Raw genomic sequence first — 18,936 nt, 5'->3', positions numbered from 1 at the left:
TTATGTAAAGTATTTATCCTCAATCGTTACTAAAAAGCTTCTATTTGTGCGATCTCTTTTATAAATCCTCAAATCTACTAATGATAAGGAATTGCTATAAATAACTGCTAAGTGGCATAATTTTGGTATTCGTGCTATTTCTGATCTACCTAGCTTGCTCTCATCGGTAAACCTCGATTATGCGTTTAATACATACTTCAGATTGGCATTTGGGAAGAAAGTTAAAAGGAGTTGATCGCACGCCTGAAATTGCCTTAGCCCTAGACGAAATCCTCAAATATGCAAAAGAATATGAGGTAGATGCCGTTTTAGTGTCAGGCGATATTTTCGATGTGCCAAATCCCACCACTGAAGCTGAGCGGGTTGCCTATGATTTTTTCTATAAGCTCAATCAGTTAAGCATTCCTTCCGTAGCGATCGCAGGAAATCATGACTCAGCGAATCGCATTGATAGTCTTGCCCATTTACTATCCCTCGCAGGCGTGAGAGCATTAGGTCGTCCTAGAATTGCCGAAGAAGGTGGTGTGGTCAATCTGGAAACGGCAAGTGGTAAACTTTGCATCGGTGCGATGCCCTTCGCCTCGGAACGGAAATTATTAGCTGCTGAGGATGTTTGGAATAAGGATGCTTTGGAACAGCGAAATGATTATAAAACTACGGTTACCTATGTTCTCCAGAATCTTGCTAATGCCTTTAAACCCGATGCGGTGAATGTGATGCTGGCGCATATGACCGTTGATGGCGCGAAGTTTACGGGTTCTGAGGCAGCTTTTTATAGTGGTGCTGTGTATAGTCTTTCGGGACAATCGATTCCTTCGGAATGTCAGTATGTGGGATTAGGGCATATCCATCGACCACAGCAAATTCCCAATGCTGCGCCAACCTATTATGCTGGTTCGCTAATTCAAGTGGATTTTGGGGAAGTAGGCGAAGAGAAAGGATTTAATTTAATTGAAGTGGAAACTGGGCGACCTGCAAAAGTGCAATTTCAGCCGCTTACTTGCCATAAACCCCTCAAGCGCGTCGAATGCCACCTAGATCAACTAGATGAACATCTAGAAGCCCATCGTGATTATGCAGGCTATTTGAAATTTGCGGTCGCTGTGGATACACCTCCCATCGGACTCGCGGATCGGGTACGAAAAGTTTGTCCGCAAGCGGTAATAGTCGAGCCGAAGTTAATCGTAAATGAATCGGCACAGGTTCCTGAAATGAAGGATTACGATCGCTTTGATCCGATCGCTGAGTTTCAAAAGTTTTATAGTGATCGGGAAAAAAACTTATCACCTGAAGTAATTACCGCCTTTAAAGAGTTGTATATGGAATTTAGCGAAATACCTGCTTAAAAAACAAAAATAATAACTAATTGATTATTGCTATTCTACATGGAGTTTCTTGATGCGTCCCCTTGAGTTAATTGTCGAAGGATTTACCAGTTTTCGCACTCGGCAAGTATTAGATTTTACGAACCTTGATTTGTTTGCGATTACAGGCGCAACGGGTGCAGGGAAAACTTCCCTATTGGATGCGATTACTTTTGCTCTTTATGACAAGGTAGCGAATAAGCCCAATTCATCAAAGGAATTAGTTAGCCAAGGCGCGACCCAGTTAAAAGTGGAATTTCGGTTTGAGATGCGTCAAACGGAATATCGGGTATTGCGAACTTGGCGCAATCGCGGCAAAACTGATGAGAAGAAATTTCTGTTTGATCAATTAATTGATGGGGAATGGGAAAGATGCGATCGCACCCAAAAAGTAGAAGATATTATCGGCATGGACTTTGAGACTTTTACCCGTGTGATCATTTTGCCGCAGGGACAGTTTGATGAATTTCTCAAAGGTGAAGCGGGTAAAAGGCGCGAGATCTTGCGACAGTTAGCAGGATTTCAAATCTTTGAGCAAATGCGGAAAGAAGCAAGCGATCGCACTAGTCGGTTTAAAGCGGAGCGTGAAGGCTTAGATAAAGTGCTTGAAGGGATGCAAGCGCCAACGCAAGCGGAAGTGGAAGCGCAACAATTAGAGTTAGCGAATCTGGAAATTTTAATTCCTGAGTTGGATTTACAAGCAAAGCAAAGTCAGAAGCTTTTGGAAGTAGAAGAAAGACTCTTTGCTCAAATCCAGCAATATCAACAGCTTTCTCTAAAATTAGCGCAATTGCAAGAGGACGCATCACAAATCCAAGTTTTAGAAAATCAATTACGAAATGCTCAATTAGCAAATTCGATTATGGGAACTTGGACAGTTCTCCAGACTGCGCGTAAGCGGGTAGAAACTGCGATCGCTAATCTTGCAAGCTCCAAGAAACAGCTAGAAATTTCGAGGCTGGATCTCGATCAGCAGCAAGAAGCCTATGAAAAATCGCGTACCGAGCAGGTCGCCGCCCAAAGTCAAATCGAGTCTCAAGAGCGCAATCTTGCTCTAGCGGAATCTCTACATACACAGCAACAACAATCGGAATCTGAGTTAAAACGTGCTGAACAGAATTTGCAAGAGCGATCGCAGGTTCTCCAAAAGGCAAATAAGGCTGTAACTCAAGCAGAGTTAGATTTACAAGCTATTAGGCAAAATCTGCAAAACCTTGAAACCACTCTTAAAAATTCGCAATACGATCCCACTAGACTCGAACAATTCCGTCAAGTCGCTGAACCGCTTACGCAATGGCAAATTCTGCAAGAAAATTTGACTAAACAGCAGCAAAAATCAACCCAGTTCCAAATAGAAATCCAGAAATTCACGCAACAACTGGAAAAAGCACAGCAGGTGATCGCTAAGGCTGAAACTGATTTCCAAACTGCGAGTAATGCTCTAAAGCAAGCGGAAGCTTCTAATTTGCAAGCCCTACAAACTAGTCACGCTAACGCTTTACGTGCTGAATTGCATGATGGCGATCATTGCCCCGTTTGTAATCATCTTTATAGTTTAGAGGGATTGCCCGAACTTCCAGAACTAGAATTAATTGATACGACAGGGTTGGTAAAACAAAAAGAAACCATTGAGCGTCAGTTAGCGAAATTATTACAGGACAAGGCAAAAATTGAGGCTAGTCTTGAAGCTTCACAGCAACAGTTCCAGAGTCAAATTCAGGAAATCGAGGATTTAGAATCACAACTTTCTAAATCGCAAAAACAGATTGATCTAGTTCTTAAGTCCGCTTGGCAATCGGTTGATATTCTCCGCGATCGCCAAGTACTGGAAGCACAAGAATCGGCTTATCTCAAGCTGATTGCCGAACAAAAGGAAATCGCGATCGCTGCTCAAAATGCCGAAAATAAACTTAAAACTAGTCAAGAAAATCTCCAATTAGCCCAAACGGAATTCGATAAATCATCACAGGAAAAAGTCCTCAGAGAATCGCAACTACAGGAAATTTCGCAACGGTTGCTAGAAATTACCAATGGCAAGAGTTATGAATCCTTGCGACAAAGTATTGTGCAAGCAAAGCAGGAACTTAGCGATCGCCTCAAAACCATCGAAACCAAATATCAACAAGCCCGTGAAACCTTTGCTAAGCGGGAGGAAGCGGCAACTAAGGCTCAAGAAAATCACGATCTCGCCATTGCTGAACAAACACAACAGGAATCCAACTGGCAACAGGAACTTAATTCCATTAACTTCACTGAACTAGAATTTATCGCTGCACAAACGGCGCGATCGCAAATGGACGCATGGCAACAGCAAATCGACAACTATCAGCGTCAAGAGCAGGATTTAACGACGCGCTTACAAATATTTGCGGAGGCGATCGCTGAGCGAACGACAGATCAACAGGCGATCGCGAAATTGCGTGAGGAATCTCAACAAGCCGCAGAGTCCTTACAGATAGCCAGTGAAAATCGTGCCGACCTCAAAGCATGGCTAGAGCAAGCCCACCAAAAACGTCAAGAATCGCAGGAACTTGAAGAACGTAAACTAGCTCTACAAGCACAAGAGCAAACCTATCACATCCTCGCTCAAGATCTGCAATCAAATCGCTTTCAGGAATATATCCTCGACAGTCTGCAACAGGAACTCGCGAACCGTGCCTCCGTTCTCCTTCAACAACTTTCGGAAGATCGTTATATCCTCCAAATCGAAAGTGGTGACTATTGGGTAGCAGATAATTGGAATGGTGGCGAAAAGCGCCGTGTCCGCACCCTCTCTGGTGGTGAAACCTTTGCAGCTTCCCTCTCAATGGCACTGGCGCTATCAGAGAAATTATCTATGGGTATCGAACTGGGTAGCCTCTTCCTTGACGAGGGTTTCGGCACGCTCGACAGTGAAACACTCGAAAGCGTCACCCAAATCCTCGAATCCTTACGCCAACAGGATCGCTTAATTGGTGTGATTACCCACATCCAATCCTTAGCCGAGCGATTACCCACACAAATTCATGTTCGCAAATCCATCAATGGTTCAGAATTAATCAAAATATAGCAATGTATAGAACCCATTTGGTATCTTAGGAAGAAAAGAAAAATGAGTCAAATATGGGATATAGCAGCAGTCTAAGCGATCAAGAGTGGGAGATAATCGAACCTCTGTTGCCTAAGAAAAAGAAGACCTGTCCACCAACATGGACAAAACGGCAAATATTAGATGGAGTATTTTATCAACTCAAAAATGGATGTAATTGGGCAGACTTACCCAAAGATTTACCCCCATACTCCACAGTATATTGGCATTACAAGCAATGGAGAGCATCAGGAGTACTGAGAGAAATCATGACGGCATTACACGAGCAAGTAAGAGCACAAGCCGCAAAAAAGCCAAAGTGGACAACCTTAATCATCGTCGATTCCCAAGCAACCAAAAATACCTGTAACGCAAGCACTGAGTCCAAAGGTTTCTGCTCCTACAAAGCCACGAATGGGATCAAGAAAAATCTCGGAGTGGATGCTCTCGGTTTGCCATTCTTCACCCTTTGCACCAAGGCAAGTCTGTCCGATGATAAGGCTTTGATTGAAATGTTTGCTCAAAATATTGACTACTTTAAAGCTAAGCCTGTGAATATACCCAAGATCACTGTCATGGTTGATCATGGCTATCACCCTGACAAGTTAATCCCTGCTTTAGAAGCGATTTACCCGCAAATTATGTCCAAGATTCGGTTTAAGGTTGCACCGAAAATGTCTAGACAGGAAAAGGCGGAACTGGGCATATCTGGTTTTGTGGTCATTCCGATGCGTTGGATTGTCGAACGTTCCAATGCTTGGATGGATCGTTGTAAAAGTCTGGTCAAAAACTTTGACAGAACTTTAGACAATGCTAATGCCAGAATCCATCTTTGCTTTATCAGGCTTATGCTTAAGCGTCTCGCTAAGGCTTCCTAGGATACCAAATGGGTTCTATAGATAATTCAAATAAGAACTACAGCTTCGACTTCGCTCAGCTAGCTTACACCGATGGCTGAGCGGAGTCGAAGCCCCTCTGCAAATTATTTAAAACAACTATAAGTTTTGCTTAGGACTTAAAACCCAAATAAGTGAAGGCGGCACGAAGTGCCGCCTTCACTATATTTGGGTTTTGATTAGTCCTAGCTATCTCTTACATTGCTATATAAAGCAAACCCAATGGCAGCAATTCATAAGCGATAAGAATGCTAAATAAAAAACGGCTCTTTGAGCCATTTTTTATTTAGCCGTAGGGTCGAGGATAGGGTTTAAGCATGGGAGAAGCACGATAAACAGGAAATATCTGAACTGCTTGACCACCACGTTTAATGGGAATATCGGTAATTTTTGCTAGGGATTGAAAATAATCTTGATATTTCACTAAGGGATCTGGGAATCGTTCATCCTTCATAAATTGTTCGGAACTTATAAAAAGAGCAGTCTTTCCGACAAAATCTTGGGCTTTACTCCAATAGGCAAAGCCGCGCAGATCGGAGTCAAAACAAGTCACTTTTTTGCCCAACGGCTCGATCGCCATACCGATTTGTCCTGCGACAAAGAAACTATTGCTAAATACAAAATCTGCCTTTTGTAACTCCTCCTTCAGTTTGGGCGAATCAACAAAGGCTTGACGTAATTGCACAATGTCAATCATTTGTGTGGAAGGATCATCTTTCGCTTCCCAGAAACCACCTGCAATCGCGGCATCACCACCCTTTTGCACAAGTCCTAAATGCACATGGAGCAAGCCGATTAGCAACAGGGGCAAAATCACCATACCTGAACCCCAGAGCCAATTGCGGATAAATTTTGGTCTCTTGATCTGTACCAATGCAGCCCGTTCGCCTAACAACAGAGTTGCACCGAAGAATCCAGGCATATGCCATGAGGGGAGAATTTGGATAAATCCTCCCATAAAGGTGAAGCCAAAGAAAATTGGCATGGATACGCAGAGAATGAGTAATCGCTTTTGATGCAAGATCTCTAGAGCAAGATTTTCTTGTTCTGGCGCTTCGCTCTGAATCCCTTTAAGTTTGCGATTACTAGACTGCAATAGTTCTCCCAAGGTGCGGAAACTTGTCCACCAGAGTGGAAAGCCAAAAGTAGGGAAGAGATAGCCTAAAGCCACTAAAAACGTTACCAGCAATCTCTCAAAGTTATATCCCTGTGATGGCACTGCTCGCCCACTCTGGAATCGGAATGAGGCAAACTCATGTTGATAATTCCAGAAGAGAACAGGCGAAATCGCGATCGCAAATAAAGCGATCGCTGCCAATGTCCAGATGGACAATAGGGCGCGACGATGGCGAGAACTAAGCAAGCAAAATAGTACCAGTCCACCACCGAGGATGACTCCATGATATTTGCCTAAAAATGCTAGCCCTACTAAGAGTCCGATGATCGCGAGGCGATAAGTCGGTTTATAGGGCTTATCGTCATAAAGATCATTAGAAGGAAAAAACTCAATGGCGGCTACATATAAACAAGCTGACCAGAAAAACATCAATGCATTATCTGGCAAGGTAAGAATGCCAAAGGCAATCTGAAAAATCGGAATCGTTGTCAGAATCCCTAAGGTCAGCGTGGCAGTGCGATCGCCAAATAGCCTTTTACTGGTGAGATAGGAAAAAATTAAGGTTCCTGTATAAAGTAAAACGCCACCAATGCGAATGGTAAAGGGCGTAACTGCGCCTGTGAGCCAAACACCAAGCCCCGTCGTTAAAGCTACTAATGGTGGATGATCGAAATAGCTCCAGTTGAGATTTTGCGTGTAGAGATAGTAATAAGCTTCGTCAAAGCCTGTATTGAGATAGATAGCGGACGTAGCCCTAAAGAGGAAACCCCACAATAATATGGCGATCGCCCACTTATTAATTTTCACTCTAAATTCCTTTAACTTATGTGCGAATAATCTTTAAAAGGCTTATTTGACAATGCTTTTAAAAATCACTTTTGTACTAAGTAGTTAAACATAAGTAAACCTAAAACCCAAATTGCTGTTTCGCCCGCCATGTGGGCGAAACAGCAATTTGGGTTTGGTTTATGCGTATGCTGAGCTACTTAATAACCCATATTATCGCAATGAAAATGCTAGTAAGTAGCTAGACATAATAAAAAACTGTGGCGCACGCTGCGCTTGCGCCACAGTATATTTAATTTGCGCTCAGATACTTAGGATCAATTCATGAATTGCCCCTACTAGCATTTGCTATATAATTCAGCATGATTACGCGAAATTTAGACGGAGTAGATCGAGATGCCGAGAGAACCCAGAAAGCCGAATGAATATATCGTGCATTTAAAGCTAGAAGGTGGGCAAGAAGTTACAACCAGATTTACCACAATCGAAGAAGTAAAAACTTGGTATGCATCGCAATTTAAGGCAAAGGCAAATGAGGATGATCTCATGCCCATTCCTGTAAAAGCAGAGCTAAATGAAATTTTGTTAGTGCGACCTAAGCGAGTTATCGCCATCCATGTCGAGCCAATTTACTCCTCTAGCGTTGAGATGTTTTCGTAAAATCAAAGGTGAGTGCAAAACACTCACCTTTGATTTTATAAGTACCAACTTCAATGCCTCTACATCAAGTTTCTGGTCGATCGCGTTTAGGTCTAGCGCTATCACTGCTTACGGTTTTGCTCTGGGGATTGCTAGCGATCGCTCTCAAGATAGTCCTACAGGAGCTAGATCCATTTACAGTTACTTGGTTTCGCTTTACTGTCTCAGGGATTTTGCTAGGGGGATACCTCGCTTCACGCCATAAATTACCAACGTGGCAACAACTACGCAAAGTTTCCCTACCCATTTTCTTAGTTGCCGTTGGGGGACTAACGCTGAACTATATTTTGTTTTTAATCGGGGTAGGCAAAACCTCTGCAAATAATGCTCAGGTAATTACGCAAATCGCTCCTGTAATCATGGGCATGGCTTCTTTAGTCATTTTTAAAGAGAAATATAACTATAAGCAATGGGGCGGTGTTGCGATTCTCGTTTGCGGATTGTTGCTCTTTTCCCATGACCAAGTGCGATCGCTAATTACTAGTTTTGATACCTATATGTGGGGCAATGCTCTGCTTGTATTAGGTGCGATCGTTTGGGCATTTTATGGACTAGCCCAAAAACAACTATTACTGAATCTCCCCTCAGCCTCAGTATTGTTGTGCCTATATCTCAGTGCCTCCACCTTATTAGCACCAATGGCACATCCGCAAAGAGTTCTCACTCTCTCAGCATTACCTCTGACAGCACTGATTTTTTGTGCATTTAATACTTTGATTGCCTATGGTGCATTTGCTGCTGCTCTTGAACATTGGGAAGCCTCACGGGTGAGCGCAGTGATTACCCTTGCGCCCCTTGTGACTTTAGTTGCTTCAGCAATCTTGACAAATTTTGTACCGCAGTTCTTACCACCTTCGCCTCTAACTTGGCTAGGTTATCTAGGTGCGATCGCTGTAGTATTTGGCTCTATGGTAATTTCCCTAGGCGCAAACCGTAATCCTTAATGGTTGGATCTTGATTGAGGATTTATTTGCCCCGATATTGAAATTCCCGAATTAGCGATCACTTTTTGACTGAGTGTCGAGTTAATGGAGTTGCACATTACCAAAACAAGTTTTGCGATCGGCTCAAGGTATATAGCATTTCCCAATCTAGTGAAGTATATGTTTGTTTTCCCGCAGATGGCTGGGAAACAAACAGATCTTGAAAAGCGTTATATTTCCCGCGATAAGTTTGAGTGTTAGCGAAGAGAATCCAGTGGTAAATCCATATAAAAGAATAGGTAATGTTACGTCCGAAGGTAGTGAAATAGTAAATTAATTTAGCGACATTTCTTTTAATATAGTCTATAATTCTAACACTTAAATAATGGTCTATGCTTTCTAGATTTAGATTGACTTTTATTTATCTATAAATATTTTAATAAATCCCCCCGTACCAAGCAAGAAAAGAGGGGCGATCTCTTTTTTGGGATTTATTCACGCCGTAGAGAAGTCCATTATTTAACTTCTTAAGAGATTTCTATATTCCGTGAAAAATACTACAAGTTTTTAGGATAACTTTTAGTTTTCAAAGTGATTTTTATATGTTTAAATATTCGTAATTATCAATTTCGCTTTGGCGACGAGTACTAACATCTATGTCAATGAATGAACTAATTGAAGACAAAATTAAAAATTATACACTCGCTCTCCATGTGATGCGAAAGAAAGAAGATCCTAGTCATAAATTAGAAATAGATGACCATAGTGAACCTCCAGAAGTAGATAAATCTACAGAGAATCAGACCCCTGAACCATTCAACGAACAAGATGCATTGGCAATCCTCTTAGCTAGAGATGAATTGCAAGATCTACTTGATCAAAACCACAAACTTTCGCCAGCACAGGTTTTTGTAATCGCTGAATTAGATACTTGTCTCATAGAGAACCGTAATACCCTTCTCAAGTCAATTAATTCAGAAAAAGTCCAAAAGGTTTTAATGCCACCAGAAGCAAGATGGTGGTGGTATATGCAACTCGCTGAAGAACCAGAAGTAGTATCTAGATGGGATCGATTTGATTGGCTATTTAATCTACTTAGCGTAGCCTTTTTGGCAGGATTTGTATCCCTAACTTCTGAAATTTTACCAATGGTCTTTTCTAATGGTTTAGGACTAATTGAATCCCTAGGATTTGTAGGGCCAGGAGCCTTACTGACAGTGATCGCCTCGAATTTCAAGGGAGGAGAAAATCGAGACAGATTCATGAAAAATGTGGAGAAATTAGGTATTCCTCGCAAATTTTGTAGTGAAGTGACTTGTTTTCTTGCTGCAACTTTGTTTGGGATTACTTATGCGGTACGTCAATCCTTACCTGATTATTACTTCAGAGTTTCCCTTAAGCAGGGGATTAAGTATTATGAAGAAAATAGACTCATTCGTGCTGAGAAAGAGCTAGAAAATGCTTTGCAACTTCCTGACATAGAACCAGAGAGAATCCAGAAGGTCTGGAATTATTTAGGAAAAATTGAAGAGTCTGTCGGTAGGACAAAGGAGGCGATCGAAAAATATGATCGCGCTATCTTGCTAGGCGATAAAGAATCACTTAATAATATTGCGCGAGTTTACATTAGTTCCGAACAACCAGATCTAATGAAGGCTGAGACATATCTAAAGATTGGTCTAGAGAGAATAGCGAATCAGGAAGATCAAAAAAATTACGAACTGCAATATCATTTTCATCGGAATTTAGGCTGGGTATATGTTGAGAGTAAGCGTTATAAGGAAGCAGAGCAGGAATTGGAAAATGCCAGAACGCTTACTGACAAGCATTTAGCAGGTGTAACTTTTAAAGGTTCAGGTATGGCATCTTGCTTTTTAGGACATGTTTATGAGAAGACTGATCGGGCAGATCAAGCCAAGCCAATTTGGGAACGTTGTTATAAGAGGGCAAGACCTGAAACGATCGCAGAATATAGTGCGATCGTCAAGTATAAACCTGAACTTGCAGGTAAGATTTCCACCAAGGATATTTTCTAGGTAGATGTAGCTTTTCGCTCACATTAGCACCCCAAGAAAAATTTGAAAGCACGGCAAAGCCGCGCTTTCAAATTTTTCTCTAGTCTTTAATTAACGCGAGTTCGGGATAATTTGAAACGAGCTTTGAGAGAGGGTTTGCTATGCAAACCCTCTCTCAAAGTCCAAAAGTAAAAGCCTTGCGTAGCAAGGCTTTTACTTTTGGACTTTGAGAATTTGCCAGCTTAACCCGAACTGACGTTAATTAAGCACGTTGTATTGAATTTCGATTATCTTCTGTAAATGATGCGTTACGATTAATTGAAGCTTATAGCGCTTTAAAAGTGCTTTATTTAAGATATAGAGAACATCTAAGTAGCTGGGCATAATTAAAAAAATAGAGTCAAAACCTGTGGTGCACGCTGCGCGTGCACCACAGGTTTTGGAGTTTTATATTTAATTGAGCCTAGCTACTTACTTGATCCCTTCTTGATTTGTGAAAAAGTTGGAAAACTTATGACAGAATATAATCTCTTCAAAATAGGAATATTTACTACTGGAGCGTTATTAGTAATAATTTATATAGCTGCTTGTATTTTTCTATTGATTCGCCAGAGGCAAATGATCTTCACTCCAACCTATGACGAATCCCAAGAAAATTCTTTGAAATTATATCTTGATTATGAAGAAGTTTGGATTACATTAGACAGTAATTACAGCACTCAAGATAAATTGCATGGATATTTTATATATCCAGAAAAGGATATTTTAGAGATAGGAACAATTTTATATTTGCATGGATCTGGGGGAAATATTAGTGACCATATTTATCTTCGAGATGTTGCCCAACTTAAGAAATTAGGATTTTCTGTTTTCTTATTTGACTATAGAGGTTATGGAAAAAGCATAGGAAACTTTCCATCAGAAATGAGTATTTATGCAGATGCTCAGACTGCGTTAAAGTATCTAACTGAGCAAAAAATAACTCCACTCAAAAGTATTTATTTGTTTGGTGTATCTTTAGGTGGTGCAGTCGCTATTGATTTGGCACTGAAAGAACCAAATGTAGCAGGATTGATAGTGGTTAGTACTTTTACATCCATGCAAGAAGAGATATATCATTTAGGATATAGGATGTTCCCTATTCACCTAATACTAAATCAAAGATTTGAATCAATTAGTAAGGTTCCTTACTTAAAGACACCAGTGATGTTTATTCATGGTACTTCCGATACATTTAATCCATCGATCATGAGTCAAAAGTTATATACTGCTGCACCTGAGCCAAAACAACTACTTTTAATTGATAACTTTGGTCATAATAATATTTCAGAGATGATTGAAACTGCCCAGTTTAAAAATGGGATACAGAAATTTATTCAAGATATAAATGCAAAGAATTAAATGATATCTTTGACTTCTTAATGACTACAGGTAATGGGTTTTACTACAAAACTCAGTAATTTTTTATGGCTTTAGGAATAACAGCATTACAGAAATGGTTAAATCCCAAACGGTTAGCCATTATCGAAGCTTGTCTAATTGGTCTAGTGGCAGGCTTAGCGGCAGTAGTGCTCAAAATCGGTATTGGTTGGCTAGGAGGGTGGCGCGTCCATATTGCCCAAGAAATACCTGCATGGATCGCATTACCTTTAATTGGACTAACTGGGGGATTTCTATCAGGATTTTTAATTGAAAAGTTTGCTACGGAGGCTTCAGGTAGTGGCATTCCTCAAGTTAAGGCAGCCCTCGGTTATATTCCTGTGGCGCTCAATTTTCGTGTGGCAGTTGTCAAGCTAGCTAGCACAATCTTGTCCTTGGGCTCAGGCTTAGCCCTTGGTCGGCAGGGGCCAACGGTGCAAATTGGAGCTGCGATCGCAGGACAGGTGAGCCAATGGATTCCCAACTCGCCCGAATATCAGCGCCAACTGATTGCCGCAGGAGCCGCCGCAGGACTCGCCGCAGGTTTTAATGCGCCGATCGCTGGGGTGCTATTTGTGATCGAAGAACTGCTGCATGATGTTTCTAGCTTGACATTAGGCACAGCAATTCTTGCCTCATTTATTGGTGGTGTGGTTTCGCGGATCTTGACAGGACAGGGATTAAGTCAGAGCATTCCGCAGGTGCAATTTTCGGCTCAAGAGATTCCGTTTTTGCTATTACTGGGATTATTAGTCGGCTGGTTTGCGGCGCTATTTAATAACAGCGTTATTAATGTGACTAAATGGAATCGCCAAACCTTTCGGATGGGATTGTCGTGGCGGATAGCGATCGCAGGTTGTTTGTCAGGAATAGCGATCGCCATGCTACCAATGGACTTTCGAGATAGTTCTGGCTTACAGCTATTTTTAGCGATGGGACAATCGGACTGGCAGATTACGGCAGGAGCTTTTGTAGTGCGCTTTATCCTGACTCTGATTGCCTGTAGTGCGGAGACTCCGGGGGGCTTATTTGTACCGAGTTTGATTTTAGGGGCAGCATTAGGTTCATTGGTGGGGAATTTAGAGCATTCTTTCTTGGGCATAGGAACCCTCGCAACCTATTCGCTTTCGGGAATGGGCGCATTTTTTGGGGCAGTGGCAAAGGTTCCGATTACTGCATTTGTGATTGTGTTTGAGATCACGATGGATTTTAATATCATCTTGCCATTGATGATTACGAGCGTTGTTGCCTATCTCTGTGCTGAGAAATATGCACCCAACTCCTTGTATACGCGCTTATTAGAACTCAAGGGGATTTACTTACAAACGGAAATTGTCACTGAGGGACTATGGGATGGGATGAGAGCGTTAGATGTGATGCAGCGTCAGGTGGAGGCATTGCCTGAACAGATGACTATTGATGAAGCGATCCAGTTTTTCGGGCGATCGCGCCATCGTGGGTTTCCTGTGGTTGCCGATGATGAATTAGTAGGTATAATCACTCAAATGGATTTGGGCAAAGTGCAGGAGAGAAAGCTATCGGGAGATATGGAGATTTCTCAAATCATGACGACCAAACCGATTACCGTTAGTCCAGAAGAAAGCCTATCTCAGGTTCTCTATTTGCTTTCCTATTATAAACTGTCCCGTTTACCAGTCATCGATCGCCACAAACTTGTAGGAATTATCACCCGCAGTGATATTCTCCGTGCTCAAGCTAAACGCTTACGGGGAGTCAGTTCTAAAACTACAAAACCTTCCTATTTGGTTTATCAGAGACGGGGTACTGCCACAGGCAAAGGACGCTTGTTATTACCATTGGCTAATCCTCAGACAGCACCCTACTTAATTGAAATTGGCTTAGCGATCGCTGTTGCTCGTAACTACGAATTAGAATGCCTGCATATTATTACCCTCGCCCCCCATCTATCCCTGTCGGAGACTCCTGTCGATTTAAATCCTAGTTTGGAACTTTTTCAAACGGCAACGGTGGCAGCGGAATTGAAACAGGTTTCTTTACATACCCAGATACGAGTCGCCCATGATATCAGTCAAGCAATTTTAGAAGTAGCTGGCGATCGCGATAATAATCTGCTCTTAATTGGCTGGCATGGCAAGTCTGTATCACCAGAGCGAATCCTCGAAGATATTGTGGATACGGTAGTGCAGCAAGCAAGTTGTGATGTGATGCTCGTAAAATTTAGCGATCGCCTCCAAAAATTTAATCCCTTTAAACAGGAATTTAAGAAGCCGAATATTTCCTTCAATCGCTGGTTAATTCCTATTGCTGGTAGTTCCAATACTGAAAATGCATTATTACTAATGCCTGCATTAATCAATCTTGCACCCTATCCCGAAATTTATCTCTGTCAAGTCTTTTCTCCTAATGACAAAGATTATGAATCTAGCCAAATGGAAAAATACGCAGAATCCTTATATAAATCTTTGCGTTTCTCCGTAGGACAAATTGCCGTTTGTGCCAAATCAACCGCCGATGCGATCGTCGATCTCGCCAATCAGCAACGCAGCGATGTAATTATGCTTGGTGCAAGCCATGAAAACTTTTTCCAACAGATGCTTCATGGCAATATTCCTGAAGCGATCGCCCGCAATAGTGACAGAACAATCATTATTTTTCGGAAAAAGCTTTAACTAGTTCTACAATTTGGGCGATCGCATTAGCATCCTCGCTCTGATTCATGTTTTGAATATATTCATCACGACGAGCATCTAAATCAGCGATCGCTGTTAATAAACTCTCACTAGTTAAATCTTCTTCAAAGAGAACGGCACTATAGCCCCGCGCTTGAAAAGACTTCGCATTCAGAATCTGATCACCGCGACTCGATAATTTTGATAGAGGAATTAACAAATTCGGCTTGCGTAGAGTCAAAAACTCAAATACAGCATTAGCACCCGATCTAGATACTACTAAATCCGCCAATGCTAACACATCCGCCAATTCCGTTCCTAAATATTCAAATTGACAGTAACGCGGATGATCTTTGAGATGGGGATCAAGATTGCCCTTACCGCAGGCATGAACCACTTGATACTTTTGAGTGAGTGTATCTAAAACTGATCGCACAGCCTGATTGATTTTGGCAGAACCTGTACTACCGCCCACTACAAATAGAACTGGCAAGTCTCCGTAAATGCCACAAAAAGCTCTCCCTCTATCGGCATTGCCATTCCGTATATCAGGACGAATGGGCAATCCTGTATGCTTCACTTTAGAGCCATATTTCGCCAATTTCTTAGCGGTTTCAGGGAAAGTGACGCAGACCTTAGTAGCAAAGGGAAGTGAGAGGCGATTGGCTAAACCTGAAGAGAAATCTGATTCATGAATAATTACAGGAATCCGCTGCAACCAACTCGCGAAGATCACAGGAACAGTCACGAAGCCGCCCTTAGAAAACACTACTTGGGGCTTAATTTTCGCGATCGCCCAAAAAGCATCAAATATGCCTTTAATCACTTTGAAAGGATCGATGAAGTTCTGCCAAGAAAAATAACGGCGCAATTTCCCTGAAGAGATGCCGTAGTAGGGAAGTCCCACTTCTGCAACAAGTTGCTTCTCAATGCCATTGCTAGAGCCGATATAAAAAATTTCCCAACCATCGGCTTCGAGCGCAGGAATTAAAGCAAGATTGGGGCTAACGTGACCACCAGTACCACCACCTGTTAATACAATTTTAGGTTTATTCAATGATTGTAAATTCGGCTGGTTGTCGGTGTGATTAGTTGCGCCCACAGTTATTACAAGTCTCTAGATGTTGCAAATATTTGGATATGAAGAGTACTTGATTCTTCACTGCGAGTATTGTAACGATTTGATTGCAATTTTCCAAATATAAAAAACAAAGGTTGATAGCGCGTGGCTTTGCCACGCACTATCAACCTTTATTTTAATGTAGATGCTAAATCTAAGCTAAGTCAAACACTAAAATTTCAGCATTACCTTGACTAGTGATTTTCAAATCACCAGCTTGATCGCTAGAAATTGCGTCGCCAGCGCTGAGCAGGCGATCGCCTACTAACACATTCCCTCTAGCAACCTGTATCCACGCATAGCGGTTAGGATTGAGCCTATGCGTCACCTCTGCGCCATCTTCAAGGATCGAGGCATATACATTTGCATCTTGATGAATCGTCACTGAGCGATCGCGTCCGTCAGGAGAAGCAATCAGTTTTAACTGGTTTAACTTCTCTTGCCGTGAGAAAGAAATTTGCTCATAGCTGGGTGTAACATTCTGCTGATTGGGCAAAATCCAGATTTGCAATAAATGAGCAGTTTCTGTCGCTGAATGATTAAACTCACTATGGGTAATCCCAGTACCTGCACTCATTCTCTGCACATCACCAACATGAATGATTGATCCATTACCCATGCTGTCCTTATGCTCTAAGGCTCCATCAAGCATATAGGTAATGATTTCCATGTCACGGTGAGGATGTGTGCCAAATCCTTTACCACCAGCAATCACATCTTGATTAATTACACGCAGTGAGCGAAACGCCATATGCTGCGGATCGTAGTAGTTCGCAAAGGAGAAAGTGTGATAACTATCGAGCCAACCATGATTGGCATGTCCTCTTTCTTCTGATTTCCGAATAGTGAGCATAGATTCTCTCCTAGTTGATTAGTTGGTACAAAATACCAACAATCGACAATAAAGTTAAAAGGTCATCTTACGCAGAAGGTTAGTAAAGCCCTCACCCCTAGCCCCTCTCTCGCAGGAGAGGGGAACAAGAAAATAATTAAATCTTTCTCCCCCTCGCCTTGCGGGAGAGGGGGCTGGGGAGTGAGGGCAAATCTTCCATCTGCGTAAGGTGAGTTAAAAGTTAAAGTTTGGTATGTGCGCCATCACAGAAAGGAGCATTGCCTGTATGCTTGCATAAACAAAGTGCAACCTTCTTCGTTTCTGTGACTTCAAAGGCAAGGGGAGTAAACTCAGTGCCTTTATGAGCGCCGTTACAATAGGGCTGGTTGGTGGATGCTCCACAGGTACACCAGTAATAGGTTTTAGGTTCTAGTTCCAATACAACAGGCTTCTTATCAACAATTTTAGGCTCGCTCATTTTCCCTTGTTCCTTGTATTAATTGGTTCAACTTTCAACCATTCCAATATAATTGACATACACTCTTAACGTAAAGTATGCACTTTTTTGTAAGGTACACACCAAAAAGATACTATGGGAAAATACTTAGATATTTTTATTCTCGAACCTTTGACTTCAGCTATAAATCCTCTAAGAAACAAATCAAGAAAATTAAATAATGAACATGCAGATTTATCTTTGACGAGATTTTATAGTTTTTAGATACTTTGAGGATTATTGATAAAATCCCAAGCTTTTTTTGGGAGCCAGCCATTTCTATCCGTATTGACATCAAGAATAATAAATCTTGCTTGATCCTTAGTAAAAGTACGAAATACTTTTGTAAGTTCGGTAGCAGATCTGTGAGAAACAATAAAAAATGAATGAGGAAGAACAGTTAGCCAATTCAAAAAAACACTTTCATTTTTGTTTAGAAAACTACTTATTTCTACCATTGTCCCGACAGATTCATCACATACTAGTAAATAAGCATATAACTCTACATCAGTTTTTGGGATCTGAGCTATTCTTCCTCTGTTAGGATTATTACTACTACTTCTGACCATGATTATCTCCTATAGTTTCGTCTGAATTGTCCTCGCCAAGATCGGATTGCGTCGAATCAGATAACTTTTTCCGACTTAGACGAGGTTGCAAGTTGGGCTTAGCTATTGGTGATTCAGAATCTATCAAATTTGCAAGCTTGAGATCATCAGAATCACCATTTTTAGCAACATCTTTCCATGCATCTATCCACCTATTTTCAGTGAGGTATCTTTCCGTTTGAAGACGATCTGGATCTTTCAATGCAAAATATATGATTAAGAAAATTGCAGGTATTACACAGATTGCCGCTAATACGAAGCAAGCAATTGCAAACCATATCTGTTGCATTGACAAGCAAGTGATCATAACCCCTAAAAAAAATGTTACGCCAAATACTGCTAAGAAATTAGCTGGAGCAACAGCATTAGATTTAATGTTTTTGATGACTTGAGACGAGAAAACCTGCATATTCTCTTGCCAGTTGTTATTCATTTCATTCCTTAAATAGTCAAACAATAAAAGTAGATAAAAACACTTAGCTATCTCTGCTCAATATACTTCTTGCCCCAAAGGTGCATCGCATCTAGCACAGGCTGCAAAGTTCTACCCAGATCTGTCAGTGAGTACTCCACCTTAGGCGGAACTTGCATATAAATCTCGCGATGAATCAACCCATCGCGCTCCATCTCTCGCAACTGTTGCGTCAACATTTTCTGAGTTATCCCACGCAAACCTCGGTGTAATTCCCCAAAGCGCCTAGTTCCATTAAACAACTCATGCAAGATCAATACCTTCCAGCGTCCTCCAATTGCTTCTAATGTGGCTTCAACAGGACAACTAGCACGATCACCCTGATACACCGCACCACAACTAATCTCAGGCTCAACAAACACATCAACAGATTTAGACATAGTATCTTTTCAAGATATACCCTTTCTAAAGAGTGTAAGCCCAAAATAGCTCCAAGATCTAAACACATGAGTCCCCAATGTCCTAAGAGCT

General features: G+C 41.5%; 15 protein-coding genes. 8 read left to right on the top strand and 7 right to left on the bottom strand.

Annotated elements, in window-relative coordinates; translation table 11 throughout:
* The first annotated feature begins 179 nt into the window (after positions 1-179).
* The 3 genes from HC246_RS19335 to HC246_RS19325 are packed head-to-tail and all read left to right on the top strand — an operon-like array spanning position 180 to position 5,309.
* The gene (locus HC246_RS19335; protein WP_169365060.1) at positions 180-1,346 is read left to right on the top strand and encodes a metallophosphoesterase family protein; all 1,167 of its coding nucleotides are present in this window, start codon (positions 180-182) and stop codon (positions 1,344-1,346) included.
* A gap of 52 nt (positions 1,347-1,398) precedes the next feature.
* Positions 1,399-4,413, top strand: a complete 3,015-nt coding sequence (locus HC246_RS19330) for an SbcC/MukB-like Walker B domain-containing protein (protein WP_169365059.1) — start codon at positions 1,399-1,401, stop codon at positions 4,411-4,413.
* Positions 4,414-4,466: 53 nt separating this feature from the next.
* The gene (locus HC246_RS19325) at positions 4,467-5,309 is read left to right on the top strand and encodes an IS5 family transposase (RefSeq protein ID WP_169365058.1); all 843 of its coding nucleotides are present in this window, start codon (positions 4,467-4,469) and stop codon (positions 5,307-5,309) included.
* 304 nt (positions 5,310-5,613) lie between these two features.
* Here the strand turns inward: HC246_RS19325 and HC246_RS19320 are convergent, their stop codons facing one another.
* Entirely contained in the window at positions 5,614-7,251 is a 1,638-nt protein-coding gene (locus HC246_RS19320; protein WP_169365057.1) for an ArnT family glycosyltransferase, read from the bottom strand.
* 375 nt (positions 7,252-7,626) lie between these two features.
* Here HC246_RS19320 and HC246_RS19315 point away from each other — a divergent pair, with 375 nt between their 5' ends.
* The 5 genes from HC246_RS19315 (at position 7,627) to HC246_RS19295 (ending at position 14,937) form a co-directional block, all read left to right on the top strand.
* A complete protein-coding gene (locus tag HC246_RS19315; RefSeq protein ID WP_169365056.1) occupies positions 7,627-7,890 on the top strand; it encodes a hypothetical protein in 264 nt (87 codons plus the stop codon).
* A gap of 53 nt (positions 7,891-7,943) precedes the next feature.
* The gene (locus HC246_RS19310) at positions 7,944-8,873 is read left to right on the top strand and encodes a DMT family transporter (RefSeq protein WP_169365055.1); all 930 of its coding nucleotides are present in this window, start codon (positions 7,944-7,946) and stop codon (positions 8,871-8,873) included.
* Positions 8,874-9,508: 635 nt separating this feature from the next.
* Positions 9,509-10,888 carry a tetratricopeptide repeat protein gene (locus tag HC246_RS19305; RefSeq protein ID WP_169365054.1) on the top strand — a complete coding sequence of 460 codons (1,380 nt, stop codon included), beginning with the start codon at positions 9,509-9,511 and terminating at the stop codon, positions 10,886-10,888.
* 492 nt (positions 10,889-11,380) lie between these two features.
* Positions 11,381-12,268, top strand: coding sequence for an alpha/beta hydrolase (locus tag HC246_RS19300; protein WP_169365053.1), 888 nt, complete (start codon positions 11,381-11,383; stop codon positions 12,266-12,268).
* A 65-nt stretch (positions 12,269-12,333) separates the two neighbouring features.
* Positions 12,334-14,937 carry a chloride channel protein gene (locus HC246_RS19295; RefSeq protein ID WP_169365052.1) on the top strand — a complete coding sequence of 868 codons (2,604 nt, stop codon included), beginning with the start codon at positions 12,334-12,336 and terminating at the stop codon, positions 14,935-14,937.
* Here the strand turns inward: HC246_RS19295 and HC246_RS19290 are convergent.
* From HC246_RS19290 to HC246_RS19265, 6 genes are all read right to left on the bottom strand, one after another.
* On the bottom strand, positions 14,915-15,994 hold the full coding sequence (locus HC246_RS19290; RefSeq protein WP_169365244.1) for an undecaprenyldiphospho-muramoylpentapeptide beta-N-acetylglucosaminyltransferase: 1,080 nt from the start codon (positions 15,992-15,994) through the stop codon (positions 14,915-14,917). The two genes, HC246_RS19295 and HC246_RS19290, sit on opposite strands and share 23 nt — an antisense overlap.
* A gap of 217 nt (positions 15,995-16,211) precedes the next feature.
* Positions 16,212-16,910, bottom strand: coding sequence for a pirin family protein (locus HC246_RS19285; RefSeq protein ID WP_169365051.1), 699 nt, complete (start codon positions 16,908-16,910; stop codon positions 16,212-16,214).
* Positions 16,911-17,130: 220 nt separating this feature from the next.
* Positions 17,131-17,367, bottom strand: coding sequence for a CDGSH iron-sulfur domain-containing protein (locus tag HC246_RS19280; protein WP_169365050.1), 237 nt, complete (start codon positions 17,365-17,367; stop codon positions 17,131-17,133).
* Between the two features lie 239 nt (positions 17,368-17,606).
* Positions 17,607-17,954 (bottom strand): hypothetical protein, encoded by a 348-nt coding sequence (locus tag HC246_RS19275; RefSeq protein ID WP_169365049.1) that lies wholly within the window; start codon positions 17,952-17,954, stop codon positions 17,607-17,609.
* Entirely contained in the window at positions 17,941-18,426 is a 486-nt protein-coding gene (locus HC246_RS19270; RefSeq protein ID WP_169365048.1) for a hypothetical protein, read from the bottom strand. The genes HC246_RS19275 and HC246_RS19270 overlap by 14 nt, the downstream gene beginning before the upstream one ends.
* 47 nt (positions 18,427-18,473) lie before the next feature.
* Positions 18,474-18,845 (bottom strand): winged helix-turn-helix transcriptional regulator, encoded by a 372-nt coding sequence (locus HC246_RS19265; protein ID WP_169365047.1) that lies wholly within the window; start codon positions 18,843-18,845, stop codon positions 18,474-18,476.
* Positions 18,846-18,936: the final 91 nt, after the last annotated feature.

Source organism: Pseudanabaena yagii GIHE-NHR1 (assembly GCF_012863495.1).
Classification (GTDB): domain Bacteria; phylum Cyanobacteriota; class Cyanobacteriia; order Pseudanabaenales; family Pseudanabaenaceae; genus Pseudanabaena; species Pseudanabaena yagii.
The sequence above is the reverse complement of the archived record's forward strand: the minus strand, read 5'-3'. Positions and strand labels throughout refer to the sequence as shown.